The 18504-nt window shown below is 72.8% G+C and carries 15 protein-coding genes; 3 read left to right on the top strand and 12 right to left on the bottom strand.

Annotated elements, in window-relative coordinates; translation table 11 throughout:
• Positions 1-61 precede the first annotated feature (61 nt).
• From aroC to ACVWNX_RS29345, 7 genes are all read right to left on the bottom strand, one after another.
• Complete coding sequence (gene aroC, locus ACVWNX_RS29375; RefSeq protein WP_454411209.1) at positions 62-1246, bottom strand: chorismate synthase; 1185 nt, start codon at positions 1244-1246, stop codon at positions 62-64.
• 204 nt (positions 1247-1450) lie between these two features.
• Positions 1451-2302 (bottom strand): shikimate dehydrogenase, encoded by an 852-nt coding sequence (locus ACVWNX_RS29370; RefSeq protein ID WP_454411208.1) that lies wholly within the window; start codon positions 2300-2302, stop codon positions 1451-1453.
• Positions 2277-4076, bottom strand: a complete 1800-nt coding sequence (gene mltG, locus ACVWNX_RS29365; protein ID WP_454411207.1) for an endolytic transglycosylase MltG — start codon at positions 4074-4076, stop codon at positions 2277-2279. The genes ACVWNX_RS29370 and mltG overlap by 26 nt, the downstream gene beginning before the upstream one ends.
• Positions 4077-4198: 122 nt before the next feature.
• Positions 4199-4663 carry a Holliday junction resolvase RuvX gene (ruvX, locus tag ACVWNX_RS29360; RefSeq protein WP_454411206.1) on the bottom strand — a complete coding sequence of 155 codons (465 nt, stop codon included), beginning with the start codon at positions 4661-4663 and terminating at the stop codon, positions 4199-4201.
• Complete coding sequence (gene alaS, locus ACVWNX_RS29355; RefSeq protein ID WP_454411205.1) at positions 4663-7335, bottom strand: alanine--tRNA ligase; 2673 nt, start codon at positions 7333-7335, stop codon at positions 4663-4665. The genes ruvX and alaS overlap by 1 nt, the downstream gene beginning before the upstream one ends.
• Positions 7335-7706: a DUF6167 family protein gene (locus ACVWNX_RS29350; RefSeq protein WP_454411204.1), complete on the bottom strand. Its 372-nt coding sequence runs from the start codon at positions 7704-7706 to the stop codon at positions 7335-7337. The genes alaS and ACVWNX_RS29350 overlap by 1 nt, the downstream gene beginning before the upstream one ends.
• A gap of 7 nt (positions 7707-7713) precedes the next feature.
• Positions 7714-8157, bottom strand: a complete 444-nt coding sequence (locus ACVWNX_RS29345) for a DUF948 domain-containing protein (RefSeq protein WP_454411203.1) — start codon at positions 8155-8157, stop codon at positions 7714-7716.
• 235 nt (positions 8158-8392) lie between these two features.
• On the opposite strand from ACVWNX_RS29345, the gene ACVWNX_RS29340 reads away from it, so the two are divergent.
• Positions 8393-10714 carry an ATP-binding protein gene (locus ACVWNX_RS29340; RefSeq protein ID WP_454411202.1) on the top strand — a complete coding sequence of 774 codons (2322 nt, stop codon included), beginning with the start codon at positions 8393-8395 and terminating at the stop codon, positions 10712-10714.
• 29 nt (positions 10715-10743) lie between these two features.
• Here ACVWNX_RS29340 and rpsD read toward each other — a convergent pair whose 3' ends face one another.
• From rpsD to ACVWNX_RS29315, 5 genes are all read right to left on the bottom strand, one after another.
• A complete protein-coding gene (gene rpsD, locus ACVWNX_RS29335) occupies positions 10744-11358 on the bottom strand; it encodes a 30S ribosomal protein S4 (protein WP_454411201.1) in 615 nt (204 codons plus the stop codon).
• Between the two features lie 353 nt (positions 11359-11711).
• Entirely contained in the window at positions 11712-13100 is a 1389-nt protein-coding gene (locus ACVWNX_RS29330; RefSeq protein ID WP_454411200.1) for a replication-associated recombination protein A, read from the bottom strand.
• Positions 13101-13179: 79 nt separating this feature from the next.
• Positions 13180-13812 carry a vitamin K epoxide reductase family protein gene (locus ACVWNX_RS29325; RefSeq protein ID WP_454414986.1) on the bottom strand — a complete coding sequence of 211 codons (633 nt, stop codon included), beginning with the start codon at positions 13810-13812 and terminating at the stop codon, positions 13180-13182.
• A 208-nt stretch (positions 13813-14020) separates the two neighbouring features.
• Positions 14021-15283 carry a histidine--tRNA ligase gene (gene hisS / locus ACVWNX_RS29320; RefSeq protein WP_454411199.1) on the bottom strand — a complete coding sequence of 421 codons (1263 nt, stop codon included), beginning with the start codon at positions 15281-15283 and terminating at the stop codon, positions 14021-14023.
• 15 nt (positions 15284-15298) lie between these two features.
• Positions 15299-16006 carry an MBL fold metallo-hydrolase gene (locus ACVWNX_RS29315; protein WP_454411198.1) on the bottom strand — a complete coding sequence of 236 codons (708 nt, stop codon included), beginning with the start codon at positions 16004-16006 and terminating at the stop codon, positions 15299-15301.
• A 211-nt stretch (positions 16007-16217) separates the two neighbouring features.
• On the opposite strand from ACVWNX_RS29315, the gene ACVWNX_RS29310 reads away from it, so the two are divergent.
• A complete protein-coding gene (locus tag ACVWNX_RS29310) occupies positions 16218-17057 on the top strand; it encodes a peptidylprolyl isomerase (protein ID WP_454411197.1) in 840 nt (279 codons plus the stop codon).
• A gap of 134 nt (positions 17058-17191) precedes the next feature.
• Positions 17192-18421, top strand: coding sequence for a DUF349 domain-containing protein (locus ACVWNX_RS29305; RefSeq protein WP_454411196.1), 1230 nt, complete (start codon positions 17192-17194; stop codon positions 18419-18421).
• The last annotated feature ends 83 nt before the right edge of the window (positions 18422-18504 follow it).

Raw genomic sequence — 18504 nt, 5'->3', positions numbered from 1 at the left:
ACGACGAGCGGACCGGTGCCCGGTCCCGCCGGGGCGGGATCGGGGGTCACGGGCGCCGCCGTCACCGGATGCGCAGGTTGTCGAGGTAGGAGCGGACGTTGCGGCGGGTCTCGGGGACGCTGTCGCCGCCGAACTTCTCCGCCACCGCGTCGGCCAGGACCAGCGCGACCATGGCCTCCGCGACGATGCCGGCGGCCGGGACCGCGCAGACGTCGGAGCGCTGGTGGTGGGCCTTGGTGGCCTCGCCGGTCACCACGTCGACGGTGGCGAGGGCGCGCGGGACGGTGGCGATGGGCTTCATCGCGGCGCGCACCCGCAGCAGTTCACCGGTGGTGAGGCCGCCCTCGGTGCCGCCGGAGCGGCCGGAGGAGCGCCGCAGGCCCTCGGAGGTGGAGACGATCTCGTCGTGGGCCTGGGAGCCGGGCACCCGGGCCAGTTCGAAGCCGTCGCCGACCTCCACGCCCTTGATCGCCTGGATGCCCATCAGGGCGGCGGCCAGCCGGGCGTCGAGACGGCGGTCCCAGTGGACGTGCGAGCCGAGGCCGACCGGCACGCCGTAGGCGAGGACCTCGACCACGCCGCCGAGGGTGTCGCCGTCCTTGTGGGCCTGGTCGATCTCGGCGACCATCGCCTTCGAGGCGTCGGCGTCGAGGCAGCGCACCGGGTCGGCGTCGAGCCGCTCGACGTCGCCGGGGACCGGGACGACCCCGTAGGGGGCCTTGGCCGAGGCCAGTTCCACGACGTGGCTGACGATCTCGACGTCCGCGGTCTCCTTGAGGTAGGAGCGGGCGACCGCGCCGAGCGCGACCCGGGCCGCGGTCTCCCGGGCGGAGGCGCGCTCCAGGACCGGGCGGGCCTCGTCGAAGCCGTACTTCTGCATCCCGGCGAGGTCGGCGTGGCCGGGGCGGGGGCGGGTGAGCGGGGCGTTGCGGGCCAGCTGGGCCAGCTCGTCCGGGTCGACCGGGTCGGCGGCCATGACCTGCTCCCACTTGGGCCACTCGCTGTTGCCGACCATGATGGCGACCGGGGAGCCCAGGGTGAGGCCGTGACGGACGCCGCCGATGAAGGTGATCTCGTCGCGCTCGAACTTCATCCGGGCGCCGCGCCCGTAGCCGAGACGGCGGCGGGCCAGGTGGTCGGCCACCATCTCGGTGGTGATCGGGACGCCCGCGGGAAGACCTTCCAGCGTCGCCACCAGGGCGGGTCCGTGGGACTCCCCGGCGGTCAGCCAGCGCAACCTGCTCAACGGTGCTCCTCCTGTGACGGATAAGTGCGCGCACGCGACGTGGACGGCGGGACCGGGTGCGCGGCTCGGCCCGTCACCCCCGATCCTCGCACGTCCGCGATGCCTACCCGTTCGAAGGTCCAGCAAGCGGACGCCCCGGCCCGACAGCTGACCGTCCCCCCGGTTCGTGCCGGGAGGACGGTCGTTCCGGGGCCGGGGCGGGGCTCAGCCGGCGGCGAGGGCCCGTTCGCCCGCCCGGCGCATGGCGGTGAGCGGGGCGGGCGTCCGTCCGGTCATCCGCTCGACCTGGAGGACGGCCTGGTGCACCAGGAGGTCGAGGCCGCTGACGACGGCGCCCCCGTAGGCGGACCAGCGCGCGGCCAGGGTGGTGGGCCAGGGCTCGTAGAGGACGTCGAAGAGGGTCGCGGGGCGTTCGGGCAGCACGGCGGCGAGGGCGTCGGTGGCTCCGGCGGGGGTGGTGGCGATGACCAGCGGGGCGTGCAGGGCCTCGGCCGCGTCGGCCCAGTCGGCGGTGCGGACCTCGACGCCGAGGCGCTCGCCCCAGCCCCGCATCTCGGCGGCGCGGGCGGCGCCCCGGACGTAGGCGGTGATCTCGCCGGTGCAGATCCGGGCGAGGGCGGCGAGCGCGGAGGAGGCGGTGGCCCCGGCGCCGAGGACGGCGGCGGACTCCACGCTCTCGATGCCCCGCTCCCGCAGCGCGGCGACCATTCCGGGGATGTCGGTGTTGTCCCCGAGGCGGCGGCCGTCCTCGGTGAACACCACGGTGTTGACGGCCTCGACGGAGGCGGCGGTGTCGCTGATCCCGTCCAGCAGGGGTATCACCGCGCGCTTGAGCGGCATGGTGAGGGAGAGTCCGGCCCATCCGGGGCCGAGCCCGGCCAGGAAGCCGGGCAGCGCGGCCTCGTCCACCTCGTGCCGGTCGTAGCTCCAGTCGTCCAGCCCCAGTTCGGCGTAGGCCGCGCGGTGCAGGACCGGGGAGAGCGAGTGGGCGATGGGCGAGCCGAGGACGGCCGCCCGGCGCCGGGCGGGGTCAGCCGCCGTTCTTGCGTCGCTCATTGAATTCCGCCACCAGTTCCTCGTGCTCGGCCAGTGTCTTGGTGAACTTGGTCGTCTTGCTGTCGAGGGAGATGAAGAACATCCAGTCGCCGTCGTCCGGCTGGACCGCGGCGCGCAGGGCGTCCTCGCCGGGGTTGCCGATCGGCCCGGGCGGCAGGCCCTCGTTGAAGTACGTGTTGTACGGGTGGTCGTAGTTGCGGATCTCGGCGATGGAGATGTCGAGCTTGCTCTGGTTCTTCAGGTAGTTGTAGGTGGAGTCGAACTCGATCTTCCGGTTGGTCACCGTGTTGTCCGGTTCCAGCCGGTTGTAGACGACGGCGGCCATCTTCTTGAAGTCGTCGTGCGTCATGCCCTCGGCCTGGACGAGGCTGGCGACGGTGACGACCTGGAGCGGGTCCTTCAGCCCCAGCTCGCGGGCCTTGGCGGCCAGGTCGTAGCCCGCGTACTCGTTCTTGGCCCGGGCGACCATCTTCTTGAGCACCTCGGCGGGCTTCATGCCCTCGGCGACGGGATAGCTCGACGGGTAGAGGAAGCCCTCCAGCGGGTCCTTGCGGTCCGCCGCTCCGTCGACCGCCCACTCCGGCAGTCCGAGGGACTTCCACTGGGAGCGGGCCGCCTTCTGGGTGGTGCCCTCGGTCAGCTCCAGCCGCTTGTCGATCTGCTCGTAGACCCAGACGTTGCGGCGGCCCTCGGCGATGATGAGGTTGTTGCGGCTCTTGGGGCTGAGCATCAGCTCCACGGCGCTGGCCCCGGACATCTGTTTGCGGAGGGTGTAGACCCCGTCCTGGATGCTGTTGCCCTTGGGGTTGCGCTGCTGGGCGGTGACGAAGGCGTCGACGCTCTTGACCACCCCGGCGTCCTTCAGGAGCTGGCCGATGTCGGAGCCGAGCGAGCCCTTGGGGATGTCGACGGAGACCGTCTCGGCGACGCCGTCGCCCGCGAAGTCCGCGGGGGCCCCGTAACGGTCCTGGTAGAACTGGTAGCCGAAGTAGCCGACCGCGCCGACACCGCCCGCGAAGACCACGGTCACCAGCAGGCAGGCGCAGCCGTTGCGGCGCTTGCGCTTGCCTTCGCCCCGGTCGCGGCCCCGGCGGTCCCCGCCCCGGCCGCCGGACCGACCGGACGGTTCGTCGTCGTGGTCGTCGTAGTCGTCGGGGGCGTCCGGACCGCGCGGCGCGTCCCGGTCCGGGTCGGCGAGGAGGCCCTCACCGGGGCCGTCCGGGTCCGGGTCCCAGTCCTGGGGCTCCTCCTCCTGGGGGGACCGCCGCCGGGCGGGGGGCTCGGGCGGCGGGTACGCGTCGGGGGTCCCGTAGTAGTCGGGCTGCTCGGCGCCGTACGCCTCGGGCTGTCCCCCGTAGGGTCCGGCCGGGTCGGTTCCGTAGGGGATCTGGCCCGGCTGGGCGGCTTCCCAGCCGCCCTGGTACTGACCTCCGTAGCCGTCCGGCTGGGGGGTCTCCTGACCGGTCCACTGGTCGTAGCCCTGGCCGGGCTGCTGAACGGGGTGACCGGTGGCGGCGGACTGCTGCTGGACGCACTCCTGCGGCGCGTACTCCTGCTGCTGGTGGTGTCCGGGCACGGGGTAGCCCTGCCCGTCCTGCGGGTAGGGCTGTCCCTGCTGCGGATAGTGCTGCTGGGGGTCCTGCGGGTACTGCTGCTGGCCGGTCTGCGGGGAAGGGCCGGGGTGGCCCTGCTGTCCTCCCCATCCGACGTCCCCGTACGACGGGTCCTCCGGATACCACGGTTCGGAGCCTTGGCCCCGGCCATATTCAGTCATGTGTCCCCATCGAGCCGCGAGGGGGCCACGGGCGTTCGCGGCGCCCCGTCGCACCCACCTCAGTTGCTGTGCGGGGGCTGTTCGAACACCACCGCATCGCGCGGAACGTTACCGTATCGCGATCAGATGACCACTTCGACGCCCTCGCCGGGGGCCGACCCCGACGCCCGTTCGGACTCCAGAGCGTTCTGGAGGATCACCACAGCGGCAACCTGGTCGATGACAGACCGGCCCTTTCGGGACGTGACGCCCGAGGCGCGCAGTCCCTGGCTGGCCGTGACTGTGGTCATCCTCTCGTCCACCAGCCGGACCGGAACGGGCGCGATGGCCCCGGCGAGGCGTCCCGCGAAGGCGCGCACCTTCACCGCGGCCGGGCCCTCGCCCCCCTTGAGGGAGCGCGGGAGCCCGACCACGACCTCGATCGGCTCGTACTCGTCGACGAGCTGGCGCAACCGCCGGTGGGCGGCCGGGACGTCACGTCCCGGCACGGTCTCCACCGGGGTGGCGAGGATGCCGTCGGGGTCGCAGGAGGCGACACCGATCCGGGCGTCCCCCACGTCGATCGCCAGTCTGCGGCCCCGGCGCATCAGACGGCCGTCTCGGCGACGAGCCGTTCGACGGCGGCCACGGCGTCCTCGACGGCGTCGGCGTTCTGGCCGCCGCCCTGGGCGACGTCCGGCTTGCCGCCGCCGCCTCCGCCCAGCGTCTTGGCGGCGGTGCGGACCAGGTCACCGGCCTTCAGACCGCGCTCACGGGCGGTCTCGTTGGTGGCGACGACGGTGAGCGGCTTGCCGCCGACCACGGTGAACAGGGCCACCACGGCGGCCCGGCCGCCCTGGATCCGGCCCCGGACGTCGAGGACCAGCTTGCGCAGGTCGTCGGCGGTGGTGCCGTCCGGCACCCGCCCGGTGACCAGGGCGACGCCCCGGACGTCCTGGGCCGACGCGGCGAGCCCGGCGGCGGCCTGGAGGACCTTCTCCGCGCGGAACCGCTCGATCTCCTTCTCGGCGTCGCGCAGCTTGGTGAGCATGCCGGAGATCTTCTCGGGGAGTTCCTCGGCGCGGCCCTTGACCAGCTCCTGGAGCTGGGCGACGACCGTGTGCTCACGGGCCAGGAAGTTGTAGGCGTCCACCCCGACCAGGGCTTCGACCCGGCGCACCCCGGAGCCGATGGACGACTCGCCCAGCAGCTTCACCAGGCCCAGCTGGGAGGTGTTGTGGACGTGGGTGCCGCCGCACAGCTCCTTGGAGAAGTCGCCGATGGTGACGACCCGGACCCGCTCGCCGTACTTCTCGCCGAACTCGGCGATGGCGCCCTGCTTCTTGGCCTCGTCGATGCTCATGACCTCGGCCTCGACCTCCAGGTCGCGCGAGAGCACCTCGTTGATCCGCTGCTCCACGTCGGTGAGGACGGCGCCGGGCACGGCGGCCGGGGAGCCGAAGTCGAAGCGGAAGCGGCCGGGCTGGTTCTCCGAACCGGCCTGGGCGGCCGTCGGGCCGAGGGCGTCGCGCAGCGCCTGGTGGGTGAGGTGGGTGGCCGAGTGGGCGCGGGCGATGGCCTTGCGGCGGCGCACGTCGATGGTGGCGTGGGCCGTGGCGCCGAGGGTGACCTCGCCGACCTGGACGACGCCCTTGTGCACGTAGACGCCGGGGACCGGCTTCTGGCAGTCGCGGACCTCGACGACGGCGCCCGAGTCCAGCCGGATGCGGCCGGTGTCACCGATCTGGCCGCCGCCCTCGGCGTAGAACGGGGTGCGGTCGAGGACGATCTCGACCTCGTCGCCCTCGGTGGCGGCGGGCGAGGCGACGCCGTCCACCAGGATGCCGACGATCCGGGACTCGCCCTCGGTGGCGGTGTAGCCGATGAAGTCGGTCTCCCCCGACCCGTCGGCGATCTCCCGGTAGGCGCCGAGGTCGGCGTGACCGGTCTTCTTGGCGCGGGCGTCGGCCTTGGCGCGCTCCCGCTGCTCCTTCATCAGCCGGCGGAAGCCGTCCTGGTCGACGGCGAGCCCCTGCTCGGCGGCCATCTCCAGGGTGAGGTCGATCGGGAAGCCCCAGGTGTCGTGGAGCAGGAACGCCTTGTCGCCGGAGAGGACGGTGCCCCCGGTGGCCTTGGTCTCCGTGACGGCGGAGTCGAGGATGTTGGTGCCGGCCTTCAGGGTCTTGAGGAAGGCGGCCTCCTCCGCGAGGGCCACGGTCTCGATGCGGCCGCGCTCGGTCTCCAGCTCGGGGTACTGCTCGCCCATGGTGCGGATGACGGTGTCGACCAGCGGGCCGACGACCGGACCGGTGGCGCCCAGCAGCCGCATGTTGCGGATGGCGCGGCGCATGATGCGGCGCAGCACGTAGCCGCGCCCCTCGTTGCCGGGGGTGACGCCGTCCCCGATGAGCATCACGGAGGTGCGCATGTGGTCGGAGACCACGCGCAGCGCGACGTCGCTCTCGTGGGCGCGGCCGTAGGCGACCCCGCTCAGCTCGGTGGCCTTGTCGATCACGACCCGGGAGGTGTCGATCTCGTACATGTTGTGCACGCCCTGGAGGATCATGGCGAGCCGTTCGAGACCGAGACCGGTGTCGATGTTCTTGCTCGGCAGTTCGCCGAGGATCTCGAAGTCCTCCTTGCCGGTGCCCTCGCCGCGCTCGTACTGCATGAACACGAGGTTCCAGATCTCGACGTACCGCTCGTCGTTGACGGCCGGGCCGCCCTCGACGCCGAACTCGGGGCCGCGGTCGTAGTTGATCTCGGAACAGGGGCCGCAGGGGCCGGGCACGCCCATGGACCAGAAGTTGGGGCCCTTGCCCAGGCGCTGGATGCGCTCGGCGGGGACGCCGATGACGTCGCGCCAGATGCGCTCGGCCTCGTCGTCCTCCTCGTAGACGGTGATCCACAGGCGCTCGGGGTCGAGGGCGTAGCCGCCGTCCTCCAGGGAGTTGGTCAGCAGCTCCCAGGCGAACTTGACGGCGCCTTCCTTGAAGTAGTCGCCGAAGGAGAAGTTGCCGCACATCTGGAAGAACGTGCCGTGCCGGGTGGTCTTGCCGACCTCTTCGATGTCCGGGGTGCGCACGCACTTCTGGACGCTGGTGGCCCGGGGGTAGGGGGGCTTCACCTCGCCGAGGAAGTACGGCTTGAAGGGGACCATGCCCGCCGGGACGAGGAGCAGCGTGGGGTCGTCCGCGATCAGCGACGCCGACGGCACGACGGTGTGCCCACGCTGCTCGAAGAAGCGCAGCCAGCGACGGCGGATTTCAGCCGACTCCATCAGTGGTCCTCATTCCGGTTGTCTTTGTGCGAATACATGTCCGAACGCATGGGGTGACCGAGGTATTTCGGCTCGTCCGGAGTTCCTGGGGGGCGGGGGGCGTCGAGGGCCGCCCGGCGGGGCGGGGGCAGTGCCCCGCCGCCCGGGCCGCGCAGCCCGAGCGCGTCGCCGAGTTCGGCCTCGCGCTGGAGCATGCCCGCCCGGACGTCGAGGGCGAACTCCCGGACCCGGTGGCCCGCGTCGACGGCCTTGTCTGCGGCCTGGGCGGCGAGGCTCTCGGGGGTGAGCCGCTTGAGCTTGCGGTGGACCTTGGTGGTGGCCCAGACCCCCGCGGCGGCACCCGCGGTGAACCAGAACGTACGGCGGAACATCCCTGTCTCAGCCCTTCTGCCGCCTGCCACGGCGGGCGGTGGGTACGGTCCGGCCGACGATCACGGAGCGGCGGGTCCGCCCGGTGGCCGGGGGTTCCTCGGCGGCGTCGGCGCGGCCGAGCGCGCGGCGGACGCCGTAGCCGAACGCGGCGACCTTCACCAGGGGGCCGCCGAAGGTGGAGGCCACGGTGGTGGAGAGCGCGGAGGCGTTGGAGGTGACCTCCTGCACGTCGGAGGCGATGGCGTCGACCCGGTCGAGCTGCGTCTGCGCGGAGCGGACCGCCTCGGTGGCACCGGCGAGCAGCGGAACGGCCTGGTCGGTCACGTCCGCGACGAGCTTGGTGGTCGCCCTGAGCGTCTGGGCCAGCCTCGCCAGCGCGACGGCGAGGAAGGAGACCAGGATCGCCCAGAAGACGGCCACCAGGATGCCGGCCACCTCTCCACCGGACACTGCGCACCGCTCCCTGAGATAGCGCCCGGGGTGACCGGACTCGCTGGGTCGAACCGCCGCCGACCGGGGCCGACGGACGTCGTACGAGCCTATCGCGCCGGGCACCTCGGTCCGTACCGGTAATTCGCCGCCGGGGCGCGTGGCGGAACGCCGGGGCGGTTCCCGTACTACGGGTCGCCCTCCCGGCGCGAACTGATTGTACGTAACGCTTATGCGTGAGTACGCTCCGTTGCTCATGCGACCCCCATCGCGGCCCGGTCCGCGAACGAACGATTCTGCGGGCGGTGCCGGAACGCTCCGGGACCTGCCGCTGGAACTGACCTCCTTCATGGGCCGCGCCCCCGAACTGGCCCTGCTGCGCGAGGCGACGGAGCGCTCCCGGCTGGTGACCGTGGTCGGCCCCGGCGGCATCGGCAAGTCCCGGCTGGCGGCCCGCGCGGCCGTGGTCTGCGCCCCGCCGGACGGGGCGCGTCTGGTGGACCTCGCCGCCGTGACCGCCGGGCAGCTGGTCGACTACGCGGTCGCCGAGGCGCTGGGACTCACCGACCACGTCCTGAGACCGGCCCGGGACGTGCTGGTGGAGCACTTCGCGGGACGGCGCGCGCTGCTCGTCCTGGACGGCTTCGAACACCTGGTGGACCCGTGCGCCGCGCTGGTGCGCGAACTGCTGCGGGCCACCCCGGGACTGCGGGTGCTCGCCTCGGGGCGGCGGCCCCTCGGGGTGCGCGGCGAGCGGGTGGTGCCGCTGGGCCCGCTGGACGAGCGGGACGCGGTGGCCCTGTTCACGGACCGCGCCGAGACGGCGGTCCCGGGGTTCGCGCTGGACGAGGCCGGCGCGGCGGACGTCCGGGAGATCTGCCGCCGGCTGGACGGCATCCCGCTGGCGGTGGAACTGGCGGCCGGACGGCTCACCGCGCTCTCCCCCGGCCAGTTGCTGCAGCGCCTCGACGACCGGTTCCGGCTGCTGACCGGCGGCGGCCGGGACGCGCTGCCCCGGCACCGGACCCTGCGCACCGCCATCGGCTGGAGCCATGAGCTGTGCACCGCCGGGGAACGGCTGCTGTGGGCCCGGCTCTCGGTGTTCTCCGGCCCCTTCGACCTGGAGGCCGCCGAGTACGTCTGCGGCGGTGACGGGCTCCCCGTGGACGAGGTCCTCGACGTGCTGAGCGGACTGCTCGCCCAGTCGGTGGTCACCCGGGAGGACGGTCCCCGGGGCGTGCGGTACCGGATGCTGGAGACGGTGCGGGCCTACGGCGCGGACTGGCTGGCGGGCACCGGGGAGACCGCGCGGCTGCGGCGCCGTCACCGGGACTGGTACACGGGGCTGGCCACCTGGTGCGAGCTGGAGTGGTTCTCGCCCCGGCAGACGGAGGTGGCCGCGCGGATCGAGGCCGAGCTGCCGAACCTGCGGATCGCGCTGGAGTACTCGCTGACCGAGCCCGGGGAGACCCGGCTGGGCCAGCACCTGGCGGGCACCCTGGGCTTCTACTGGGCGGGCTGCGGACGGACGGCGGAGGGACGGCACTGGCTCCAGCGGAGCGTGGAGCTGGACCCGGGCCCCGAGGCGGCGGGGGACGAGTTCCCGAACGCCCGGCTCAAGGCGCTGTGGGTCTTCGGCCACCTGGCGCTCCTCCAGGGCGACACCGTCCCGGCGCTGGTCGCCCTGGCCGAGTGCCGGGAGGAGGCCGAGCGGATGGACGACGCCCTGGCGGTGGCCTGCGCCGAGCACCGCACGGGCTGTCTCGCGCTGGTCGGTGACGACCCGGTGCGCGCCGAGCGGCTGCTGCGCTCGGCGCTGGCCCGCTACCAGGAGATCGGGGAGCTGAACAGCGCCGTTCTGACGGCCCGGGTGGAGCTGGCCCTGGCACTGCTCTTCCAGCGGGGCGCGACGGGCGGGCGCGGGGACCCGGCGGTGGCCGAGGCGGCGCGGCTGTGCGAGGAGGTGCGGGAGATCTGCGAGGACCACGGGGAGCGCTGGGCGCTGGCGTACGCGCTGTACGGGCTGGCGTACGTGGCGTGGGCCGAGGGGGATCCGGCCCGGGCCCGGCGGCTGCTGGAGGAGTGCCTGGTCATCGGGGACTCCTTCCGGGACCTGCTGGTGGTGGCGCTCGCCGTCGAACTGCTCGCCCCGGTGGCCCTGGACGAGGGGGACCCGGCGGAGGCGGCGGTGCTCCAGGGCGCGGCGGGCGGGCTGTGGCCCCTGGTGGGGGCGGAGCTGTTCGGCTCGGTCTGCTACCGGCTGCCCCGGGTGCTGTGCGAGCGGCGGGCCCGGGCCCTGCTGGGCGACGCGCGGTACGAGGAGCGCGTCCGGCGGGGGGTGCCGCTGGGACTGGAGGGAACGGTGCGACGGGCGCTCGGCCGGGGCGCGGAGGCGGTGCCGACGGGGGGCCCGGAGCTGCCGGGCGGCCCCGGCGGTCCGGCGGACGACCCGGACGGTTCCGGTGACGCGGCCGGTCCCGGTGGTACGGGAGGGACGGAGGACCCGACGGCGGCGGGCCCGGGAACACCACGGCCCGCCGCCTCGCCCGCTCCGGGGAGCGGGGAGACGACGGGCTGAGGCGGAGACGCGGGGGTACTACGTCCGGATCAGCGGGCGTAGTACTCGACGACGAGCTGCTCGTCGCAGATCACGGGGATCTCCTTGCGCTGCGGGTCCCGGTCCAGACGGAAGGCCAGGGCCTTCAGGTTGACCTGGAGGTAGCGCGGGGTCTCGCCGTCCGCGGCGTAGCCACCCTCGCGGGAGACCTGGAACAGCGTCTTCTCGCGGGAGCGCTCGCGGACCATGACGACGTCGTCGGGGCGCACGCGGAAGGAGGGCTTGTCGACCTTCTTGCCGTTGACCTCGATGTGGCCGTGGACGACCATCTGGCGGGCCTGGTAGATCGTGCGGGCGATCCCGGAGCGCAGGACCAGCGCGTCGAGGCGCCGCTCCAGCTCGATGATCAGGGCCTCGCCGGTCTTGCCCTGGACCTTGCTGGCGCGCTCGTAGGCGCGGACCAGCTGACGCTCGGAGACGTCGTACTGCGCGCGCAGACGCTGCTTCTCCAGCAGACGGACCTTGTAGTCCGAGGTCTGCTTGCGGCCGCGGCCGTGCTCACCCGGCGGGTAGGGGCGGGCCTCGAAGTACTTGACGGCCTTGGGGGTCAGCGCGATGCCGAGGGCACGCGACTTCTTGACCTTGGGACGGGACTGGTTCGCCACGAACCAAACCTCTTCTCGACTGTTGCGAATACGGCTTCACCAGGGTTAGGGAGGTCGCATCCGCAGCCTGGGGAAACCCGGGAGGCCCCGTACGGGTCCTTCGGGCAGCCGCTCCCCTGGTCTGGGCACAAACGTGCAGCACGCGAGTGGCCCACCGGCCTCCACGAGGGGGATGGTGGGCTGCCCGCGACACCGTTCGACGGTGCGCGACGCTCCTGGAACCCCGTCCTCACGGACCGGGTTCCGGCTGACTGTCCCGCTCTGGTGAACCGACCGGGGCCGGACACGGGACGCAGCGCTCGGAACAGCTTACCGGGTGTCCGGGGGTGCCGCCGACCGGGCCCGGGTCCGGATCACCCGGCCGGGGAGGGCGGGGACGGCGGCGCGGGCGGCGGCTCGCCCTTCAGCCGGGCGCGGACCCGCTCCACGACGTCGGCGTAGCGGGCCTCGGCCCCGTACCGGGTGGGCTGGTAGTACCGCTTGCCGTCGACGGCCTCCGGGGCGTACCGCTGGGTGGCGATCCCCCCGGGGACGTCATGGGGGTAGACGTACCCCTGGGCGTGGCCCAGCTTGGCCGCGCCCTGGTAGTGGCCGTCCCGCAGATGGGGCGGGACCTGGCCCGCGAGTCCGGCCCGGACGTCGGCCCGGGCGGCGGTGATGGCGAGGGTGGCCGCGTTGGACTTGGGGGCCAGGGCCAGCGCGATGGTGGCGTGGCTGAGGGTGAGCGCGGCCTCGGGGAAGCCGATGAGGGCGACGGCCTGGGCGGCGGCCACGGCGGTCGGCAGGGCGGTGGGGTCGGCGAGCCCGATGTCCTCGCTGGCCGAGATCATCAGCCGCCGGGCGATGAACCGGGGGTCCTCACCGGCCTCGATCATGCGCGCCAGGTAGTGCAGCGCGGCGTCCACGTCGGAGCCCCGGATGGACTTGATGAGGGCGCTGGCCACGTCGTAGTGCTGGTCACCGGCGCGGTCGTAGGTGACGGCGGCCCGGTCGACGGACTCCTCCAGGGTGGTCAGCGTGAGCGCCGCCTCCCCCTTGGCGAGCGCGGCCCCGGCCCCCGCCTCCAGCGCGGTCAGTGCCCGCCGGGCGTCCCCGCCCGCGATCCGCAGCAGATGCCCCTCGGCGTCCTCGTCGAGGGTGACGACCCCGTCGAGGCCCCGCTCGTCGGTGAGCGCCCGGGCGAGCAGCCCGCGCACGTCCTCGTCGGTGAGGGGTTCCAGGGTGAGCAGCAGGGAGCGGGAGAGCAGCGGCGAGATCACCGAGAAGTACGGGTTCTCGGTGGTGGCGGCGACCAGGGTGACCCAGCGGTTCTCCACGGCGGGCAGCAGCGAGTCCTGCTGGGCCTTGCTGAAGCGGTGGATCTCGTCCAGGAAGAGGACGGTCTCCTTGCCGTAGCCGCCGGTGGCGCGGCGGGCGCCGTCGATGACCGCGCGGACCTCCTTGACGCCTGCGGTGATCGCCGACAGCTCCACGAAGCGCTTGTTGGTGGCCTTGGAGACCACGTGCGCCAGGGTCGTCTTGCCGGTGCCGGGCGGGCCCCAGAGGAACACCGAGGAGGGTCCGGCGGGACCCCCGGCGCCCTCGCCGACCAGTCGTCTGAGGGGGGAGCCGGGCTTGAGCAGATGCCGCTGGCCGACGACCTCGTCGAGGGTGCGCGGACGCATGCGCACGGCCAGGGGGCTGCTCGCCGGGTCCTTCTCCTGGCGTTCCTCGGCGGCCGCGGTGAAGAGATCGGGTTCCACGCCTTGAAGCCTATGCCAAGGGTCCGACAACGCGGACGGGCCCGCCGGGGAGCTTCCCCGACGGCCCCGGCGGCGGGCCTCAGCTGGTCCAGAAGTCCCACCAGCGGGTCAGGATCAGCATCCCGATGATCCCGATGTGGACCACGGGCAGCACCCAGGTGAACTCGTCGAAGAAGCCCTTCAGCCAGCCCGGGGCCGGAAGGAGGCCGTTGCGGACGTTGGCCGAGGTGACGTACCAGAACATGACGATGGTCGCGACCCAGGCGAGGCTGCACCACAGGCACAGGGAGTTGATCTCGTACAGGGACTGGTAGGTGAGCCAGGCGCAGAAGACGACGCCGAAGAGCATCCCGGCGTTCATGGTGAGCCAGTACCAGCGCGGGAAGCGGGCTCCGGAGAGCAGGCCCATGCCGACGCAGACGATCATGCCGTAGGCGACCAGGCCCAGCATCGGGTTGGGGAACCCGAAGACGGCGGCCTGTTCGCTCTTCATGATGTTGCCGCAGGAGACGACCGGGTTGAGGCTGCACCCGGGGACGAAGTCCGGGTCCTCCAGCAGCTTGAACTTGTCGAGGGTGATGACCCAGGCGGCGAGCAGTCCGGCGGCGCCCGTGATCACCAGCAGCAGGGCGAGCCCCCGGCCGGAGCCGGTTCTGGCGGTCTCCTCCGGCGGGGAGGACACCACGGGTCGCGTCGCCTTCGTCTTGGTCATCTCGGTCATCTCGCCGTTTCCGTCAGTCGAGTCAGGTCCAAGGGCACGGTCATTGTGCCGCACGGGACCCCTGACGCACCGTTCACGGGGGATAAGCGTTCGCTGTGTGCCCGCCGTCTCCGCCCAGGTGACGGGTGGTGCGGAAGAAGACCCGAGGGGGCCGCGCGGCACCCGGCCGCGCGACCCCCTCGTACGGATGTGCCCGCCGTCAGCCCAGCCGGGAGCGGAGCTTGTCGACGACCGCCTCCAGGGCGACGGGCTCCTGCTCGCCCGACTCCATGTCCTTCAGCTGGACGACGCCGTCCTCCAGGTCCCGCTCCCCGGCGACCAGCGCGTAACGGGCGCCGGAGCGGTGGGCGGACTTCATCGCGGACTTGATCCCCCGGCCGCCGTAGGCGAAGTCGGTGGCCACCCCGCCCCGGCGCAGTTCGGCCACCACGCCGAACAGGACCTTGCGGGCCCGCTCGCCGAGCGGGACCGCGTAGACGCTGGTGGCGGGCGGGAGGTCGAGGACGATCCCCTCGGCCTCCAGGGCGAGGACGGTCCGGTCGACGCCGAGCGCCCAGCCGACGGAGGGCAGCGCGGGTCCGCCGATCATCTCGGAGAGCCCGTCGTAGCGGCCGCCGCCGCCCACCGCGGACTGCGAGCCGAGGCCGTCGTGGACGAACTCGAAGGTGGTCCGGGTGTAGTAGTCGAGCCCGCGCACCAGCCGGGGGTCGTCCTCGAAGGCGACGCCCTGGGCGGTCAGCAGCTCGCGGACCTCCGCGTGGTAGGCGCGGCACGCCTCGCAGAGGTGGTCCTCCAGCAGCGGGGCGCCGACCAGCAGTTCCTGGACCTCGGGGCGCTTGTCGTCGAGGACCCGCAGCGGGTTGATCTCGACCCGGCGGCGGGTCTCCTCGTCCAGGTCCAGGCCGCGCAGGAAGCCCTGGAGGGCCTCGCGGTAGACGGGACGGCACTCGCGGTCGCCGAGCGAGTTCAGCAGGATGCGGAACTCGCTCAGGCCCAGCGAGCGGTACGCCTGGTCGGCGAGGATGATCAGCTCGGCGTCCAGGGCCGGGTCCTCGGTGCCGATGGCCTCCGCGCCGACCTGCGAGAAGTGGCGGTAGCGGCCCTTCTGGGGGCGCTCGTAGCGGTAGTAGGAGCCCGAGTACCAGAGCTTGACCGGGAGGTTGCCGGCCTTGTGGAGGTTGGCCTCCAGGGCGGCGCGCAGCACGGAGGCGGTGCCCTCGGGGCGCAGCGCGAGTTCGTCGCCGCCCTTGGTGGTGAGGGTGTACATCTCCTTGGTCACGATGTCGGTGGACTCGCCGACGCCGCGCGCGAAGAGCTCCACGTTCTCGAAGCCGGGGGTCTCGACGTAGCCGTAGCCGGAGGCCCGCAGCGGGGCGGAGATGGCCTCGCGGACGGCGAGGAAGGCCGCGCTGGACGGCGGGATCAGGTCGTACGTGCCCTTGGGGGCGGTGAAGGTGCTCACGGGTTCTTCGTCTCGTCACATTCCTCGTCGGGGAGCCGCGGGGGCTCCCTGGCCGTCGGCCACCTGCCGCAGATAGGGGTTGGTGGCGCGTTCCCGGCCGATGGTGGTCTGGGGGCCGTGGCCGGACAGCACCACGGTCGAGTCGTCGAGCGGCAGGCACACCCGGGCCAGGGACCGCAGGATCTCGGAGTGGCTGCCGCCGGGCAGGTCGGTGCGTCCGATGGAGCCGGCGAAGAGCAGGTCGCCCGAGAAGAGGACGGACGGCACGTCCGCCCGCTCGGGCATCCCGAAGGTCACCGACCCCTTGGTATGGCCGGGGGCGTGCGCCACGGTCAGTTCCAGACCGGCCAGCTCCAGCGCCGAGCCGTCGGTCAGTTCCCTGAGGTCGTCGGGCTCCCCCACGGTCAGCTCCCCCATCAGGGGCGCGCCGATGCTCCGGCCGAGCGCCTTCTCGGGGTCGCTCAGCATGTACCGGTCCTCGGGGTGGATCCAGGCGGGCACGTCGTGCGCGCCGCACACCGGGAGCACCGAGGCGACGTGGTCGACGTGGCCGTGGGTGAGGACGACGGCGACGGGCTTGAGCCGGTGCTTGGCGATGGCGTCCTCGACTCCCTGGGCGGCCTGGTGGCCCGGGTCGATGATCACGCACTCCTCACCGGCGGCGGGGGCGACCAGATAACAATTGGTGCCCCAGGCCCCGGCGGGGAACCCCGCAATGAGCACGATCGTCCTTCGTGTGTCTCGGATGTTCTCGTACCGTCCGGCACGAATGGGATGCCGTGACGCCCGCCGTCCGGAGGGCCCGGCCCCTCCAGAGCCTACCGGCGCTGCCGTTCCCACAGCGAACCCGGATACGGTACGGGACACACACGCAGAGGCCGGGGCCGCGATCGCGCGGTTCGGGCCCGGTCACCACACGAACGGAGACATCCCGTTGGTCAGCCAGGAGCAGCGGCGGCGGCAGCTCGCCCGGGAGAAGTTCTTGCGGCAGCAGCAGCGGCGCGAGGACGCGCGGCGCAAGGGGCGCACGCGCAACGCGGTGATCGCGGCGGCGCTGGCCGTGGTGGTGGCGGGCGGCGCGGTGTCGTACGCGGCCGGGGCCTTCGACCCCGAGGAGAAGGGCAAGGACAGCGCGGCGGTGCCCTCGGCGTCCCCGAGCAAGGCGCCGGACCCGTGCGAGAAGCCCGCCGGGGGCAAGCCGAAGACGGCGACGTACAAGAAGGAACCGAAGCTCGCGATCGACACGTCCGCGGACTACACGATGAAGCTGGACACCACCTGTGGTCAGCTGGACGTCGAGCTGGACGCCAAGGCCGCGCCCCGGACGGTGAACTCGTTCGACTTCCTGCTGAACAAGGGCTACCTCGACAACACCAAGTGCCACCGGCTCACCACCGCGGGCATCTACGTGCTCCAGTGCGGTGACCCGCGGGGCACCGGACAGGGCGGCCCCGGCTACACGCTCCCGGACGAGAACCTGAAGGACAAGCGGCTGAAGGGCGACGTGTACCCGGCGGGCACGGTCGCGATGGCCAACCAGTACAACCCGCAGACGAAGAAGGGCCGCGACACCGGCGGCAGCCAGTTCTTCCTCGTCTACCAGGACAGCCAGCTCCCGGCCGACTACACGCCGTTCGGGACGGTGTCCGAGGAGGGCATGAAGGTCCTCTCGAAGATCGCGGCCGCCGGTGCGGGCGCTCCGGACCAGACGACGGGCAACACCGCCCCCAACGCGACGGTGGTCATCAACAAGGCCACGGTCGGCAAATCCTGATCCCAACTGCGTAATTTCGGTCGCGCGGGATGCGGACAGCCGCACCGCCGGTCGCCTAGATTGACCGTGACGAAACTGTGGACGATGCCCGGGGACCCCTCCGGTCCGCGCGGGCATCATGTGGAGGAGGCGCTGTGAGCAGCGACCCGTGGGGCCGCGTCGACGAGACGGGGACCGTGTACGTGCGGACGGCCGAGGGCGAGCAGGTCGTCGGTTCCTGGCAGGCGGGCTCTCCCGAGGAGGCGCTGGCCTACTTCGAACGCAAGTACGAGGGCCTGGTCGTGGAGATCGGCCTCCTGGAACGCCGGGTGAGGACCACCGACCTGTCGGCGAAGGACGCGCAGACGGCCATCGGCCACCTCCGCGAGCAGGTGGACGCGCACCACGCGGTGGGCGACCTCGACGCGCTGCGCAAGCGGCTCGACGCGCTCGTGGCGACGGTCGAGTCGCGCCGTGAGGAGCGCAAGGCGGAGCGGGCCAAGCAGTCCGACGAGGCCCGCCACGCCAAGGAGGCGCTGGTCACCGAGGCGGAAGAGCTGGCCAACAGCGACCAGTGGCGCTCGGCCGGAGAGCGGCTGCGGGCGCTGGTGGACACCTGGAAGGGGCTGCCGCGACTCGACCGCAAGTCGGACGACGAGCTGTGGCACCGCTTCTCGCACGCCCGCTCCGCCTTCTCGAAGCGCCGCAAGGCGCACTTCGCGTCGCTGGACGCGCAGCGCGAGGACGCCCGCAAGGCCAAGGAGAAGCTGGTCTCCGAGGCGGAGGCGCTGTCGGGTTCCACGGACTGGGGTCCGACGGCTGCCCGCTACCGCGAGCTGATGGCCGACTGGAAGGCCGCCGGCCGGGCGCAGCGGGAGCACGAGGACGACCTGTGGAACCGGTTCCGGGGCGCCCAGGACGTGTTCTTCGCGGCGCGCAGCTCGGTGTTCGCCGAGCGGGACGCCGAGCAGGCGGAGAACCTCAAGCTGAAGGAGGAGCTGGCCGGTGAGGCCGAGAAGATCCTCCCGGTGACGGATCTGAAGGCGGCGCGGGCCGCGTTCCGTTCGGTCAACGAGCGCTGGGAGGCCATCGGCCATGTGCCGAGGGACGCCCGGGCCCGGGTCGAGGGCCGGATGCACGCCGTGGAGCGGGCCATCCAGGAGTCCGAGGAGACCGAGTGGCGGCGGACCAACCCGGAGGCGCGGGCCCGCGCCGAGGGGCTGACCGGTCAGCTGCAGGCCGCCGTGGACAAGCTGCGGACACAGATCGACACGGCGCGGACGCAGGGCAACACCGCCAAGGCGGACAAGCTGGAGCGTGAGCTGGCGGGGCGGCAGGCGCTGCTCGACCAGGCCCTCAAGGGGCTCCAGGAGTTCGGCGGCTGACCTCCCGGTCCGAGGTGACCAGATAGGGGGCGGCCCCGCACCGGTCGGTGCGGGGCCGCCCCCTTCGGCATGTCGGCGGGCCG

This window comes from Streptomyces sp. JNUCC 64 (assembly GCF_054484115.1).
Note: the sequence above shows the minus strand (reverse complement) of the source record. Positions and strands in the feature narration are given on the sequence as shown.

Coding starts and splice junctions, on each gene's coding strand:
- ACVWNX_RS29370 (WP_454411208.1), bottom strand. CDS start 2,302: ATGAGCGACGCAAGAACGGCGGCTGACCCCGCCCGGCGCCGGGCGGCC.
- mltG (WP_454411207.1), bottom strand. CDS start 4,076: ATGACTGAATATGGCCGGGGCCAAGGCTCCGAACCGTGGTATCCGGAG.
- ruvX (WP_454411206.1), bottom strand. CDS start 4,663: ATGCGCCGGGGCCGCAGACTGGCGATCGACGTGGGGGACGCCCGGATC.
- ACVWNX_RS29340 (WP_454411202.1), top strand. CDS start 8,393: ATGCGACCCCCATCGCGGCCCGGTCCGCGAACGAACGATTCTGCGGGC.
- ACVWNX_RS29325 (WP_454414986.1), bottom strand. CDS start 13,812: ATGACCAAGACGAAGGCGACGCGACCCGTGGTGTCCTCCCCGCCGGAG.
- alaS (WP_454411205.1), bottom strand. CDS start 7,335: ATGGAGTCGGCTGAAATCCGCCGTCGCTGGCTGCGCTTCTTCGAGCAG.
- ACVWNX_RS29350 (WP_454411204.1), bottom strand. CDS start 7,706: ATGTTCCGCCGTACGTTCTGGTTCACCGCGGGTGCCGCCGCGGGGGTC.